At 43.5% G+C, this 3,279-nt stretch carries 1 protein-coding gene and 2 pseudogenes; 2 read left to right on the forward strand and 1 reads right to left on the reverse strand.

Annotated elements, in window-relative coordinates; all coding sequences use genetic code 11:
* A pseudogene (locus PN470_RS16175) lies at positions 1-131 on the forward strand (IS1 family transposase); the annotation flags it as partial.
* A 29-nt stretch (positions 132-160) separates the two neighbouring features.
* Here PN470_RS16175 and PN470_RS16180 read toward each other — a convergent pair.
* Positions 161-538 (reverse strand): annotated as a pseudogene (locus tag PN470_RS16180) (class I SAM-dependent methyltransferase); the annotation flags it as partial.
* Positions 539-1,331: 793 nt separating this feature from the next.
* Here PN470_RS16180 and PN470_RS16185 point away from each other — a divergent pair.
* Positions 1,332-3,279: calcium-binding protein (locus PN470_RS16185; RefSeq protein WP_442930025.1), on the forward strand; the 1,948-nt coding region annotated here is incomplete at its 3' end.

Here is a 3,279-nt window from a genome sequence, read left to right on the forward strand (position 1 = left end):
AATACCTTTCGACAAAGGATTTCTCGGTTGGTGAGAGAGAGTCTATCTTTCTCTAAAAAAATGGAGAATCACGTTGGGGAACCCTTTGGTATTTTATCCATGACTACAATGCACACCTGGCAAAGGATTAAGCCGCCATCACTACTACCGAATCACCACCTAAAACTAGAAAACGGTCAGCATGGGAAATATAATCAATGTCATTAAAACTAAAGAGAATAAAATCAAAATAATTATCGGCAAATTGTTCTAGATTTCTAGCATCGGCCACTTGCCAGACTAAATGGGGGAATTTTTGACGACAAGCGGCGATCATTTCCGCAGAATAATCAACCCCGATATATTCTCCCACAAGAGGGGCAAAATACTTCGTAGTCCGTCCCGCACCTACCCCTAAATCAAGCATTTTCATGGTTGATAAATGCTCTTGCAGCAGGGTTAAAATTGTCTTTTCTGCTGGCTGTAGCGCGGTTAATTGGGCATAATAACCGACAATACTAGGGTCTTTATAGGTTTGCTGATTTTTATCCTTAATCATTCTTGATCGCTCTTTCCTACTACCATCTTTAAGAAAATATTTAGACTATCATAAGATGCGCTTAAATTATCAACTTGGCATCAATGCAGATTTTTAGCTCTTTTTTCCCATCTACGAGCATAGCATTTTCCAAAAGTGATAAAAAAAATGTAAAGTTATTTTATATTAGTTGTCTTTGATAGTCTGGAAATTGTCCTGACGACTTCCCAAATTGTTCCCCACCTGACCCACCGTCCCAACCTCCAGTTGGTGAAAGTAGATAGCACCGAGTCGGTTGTCAGCCATCTGATCGGAGGCTTGCAGCGATCGCCTAGTTTTAAATTGAGTTACGCGCAAGATCAGGTATTTTTACTTAAGCAACGCTAAGAGAGAAAAAGCAGCGGGGATCAAATATCTGTAAAAAGTGCTACAGTAATCTAAGATTCCATCAAAGGTTAGATTATCAAACGCCGACTCAGGACTATCAAGATCGGAAAGCCTCGTTCGATGGTCTGAGCAGAGGCAAGACAATCGGTTAGAACTTATTGACTATCTGAGACTGTCCAACCGTTGGGATCGACTTCTGGTATAGGTGAGGATATCGATCCGCAATTGTCAGGTTAACACCAAATCCCCCTGATCCAGTGCAGTGGACAAGCCTTCTTGTTCCTGGTGACCACTTCAGTGGTCTCTGATGATAACTGGGTTTTGCTAACTGGATTTAGGATAAACCTGTCTTAGTGCGGTTTTGTCGTTACTTGTCTAAAAATTGTTGCTGTTTCACTAACTACCTTATTTTTTATAGTTAAAAATTATGGCAAGCAAATCTTATTCGATGGTGCAGAATTACCCAACCGGAACAACCGGAACGGGACTAGATCAAACGGTTGAAAGAATTGGCAGAGATCCAGGACTTGCTGGTGCTAATCTCGGCACAAATATTACGGGTGGAATGACGGCAGCTAATGGATTAAATCAGTTAATCTTAGAAGCCAAACAAGCGACTGGAGTTGCTATTAACGGCATTTTTACTGTCAGTGACGTAATCGCGATTAATGCCTGGATTCGTGCTAACCGTTTAGCAGAATTTACTGCTCTCCACGGCGATGATGACGGGACAACAGAAACAGGGTTTCATTTAGTCCAAAATGACGGAGCGACTCAACAGTATCGCAATCAGAATTTAGTCGATACGGTTTTTGATGGCATTTATCACATTGGTTTCCTCATTCAAAATGGTACTTTTCTCAATGAAGATGGGAACGCAAATGCGACGGTTGCTCAGGTGGCGGACTGGCTAACTCAATTTTATACAGATCGGGCCACAACTAATACCGGACTTGATCGGATTACGGAATTAATTATTGCAGATCAGGGTTTAGCGCAAAATATACCTTGGCAAGAAATTGCTGGCGGTGCTGATGCTGCCAATGGACTGAATGATTTATTAAAAACAGCGATTACCACCTACAATCTCGCCGCCGATGGTTCAATTTCCGAAAGCGATATTGCACAAATTAACAATTGGATTCGCTCTGATGCCACCCGTTATAACGCTTTTGTTGTTCTGCATGGGGATGATGACGGCACAACAGAAACTGGCTTCCATTTAGTTCAAAATGACGGCGCTCAGACCACATATTTTGCGAAAAACCTAGTTAATACCGTTGCCGACGGAATCTATCATATTGGCTTTCAGATCCAAAATGGGCGATTTCTCAACGAAGATGGTGCAGCTAATGCCACAGTCAAAGACGTAGCGGATTGGGTAACATATTTTTACGTTGATCAGTCCACCACTGGCACAGGATTAGATAAAATTGTCGATACCATCAAAATTGATACTGGCTTAGCCAAGTGGACAAATGCGGGAGATATTAACGCTGGAGCCGCCGCCGCCGACGGACTTAACCATCTATTAGTCGATGGCATTACTGCTACAGGTATCGCTGCTGATGGCTGGATTACCAGCGATGATATTCGCACCCTCAATCAGTGGGTTCGCACTAATCACTATGACGAATTTATCCTCCTCCACGGTGACGATGAGGGAAATGAGGAAACTGGCTTCCATCTGGTGCAAAATGACGGAGCGACAACCCAATACTTCGGTAAAAATTTAGTCAATACCGTAGCCGATGGACTCTATCACATTGGCTTTACCATCCAAGACAATCGTCTCCTCAACGAAGATGGTGATGCCAATGCTCGCCTTAACGATGTTTCCAGTTGGCTCAACTATTTCTATCTTCAGAAAACCATTATTTACGGTGATAACTCTAGCGACACGATTACAGGTACGAATCTTGCCGAAAACCTGATGGGTTACGGGGGAAACGATATTCTCAATGGTGGCGGCGGCGATGACCTAATCGATGGAGATTGGGGGTCTGACACTTTATCGGGTGGGGTTGGTAATGACTTCCTCTATGGTGGTGCAGACAATGACCAATTAGATGGAGGTGAAGACTCAGACACTTATTATGTCTCCGGTAATCTAGCAGGAGGCTGGTCGAGTTTCCAAGGCTACGACATCTACACCGATACCGGCACCTCTGGGGTGGATAAAATTGCGGCCTTGGGTACAGGAGACGTGGACCTGGGGATTCTTTCCTTTAGCGCCAATAGTGGCATTGAAACCATCGACGGGACAGGAGTAACAGGAAAAGTCACCATCGTCGGTGATTGGAGTGATAATACTCTCGACTTCTCTAATACGGCTTTTGTCGGTAACAATATCCAAATCAATGGCTATTGGGGGA

This window comes from Microcystis sp. CS-574, assembly GCF_028329095.1.
In the GTDB taxonomy this organism is placed as follows: Bacteria; Cyanobacteriota; Cyanobacteriia; order Cyanobacteriales; family Microcystaceae; genus Microcystis; species Microcystis ichthyoblabe_A.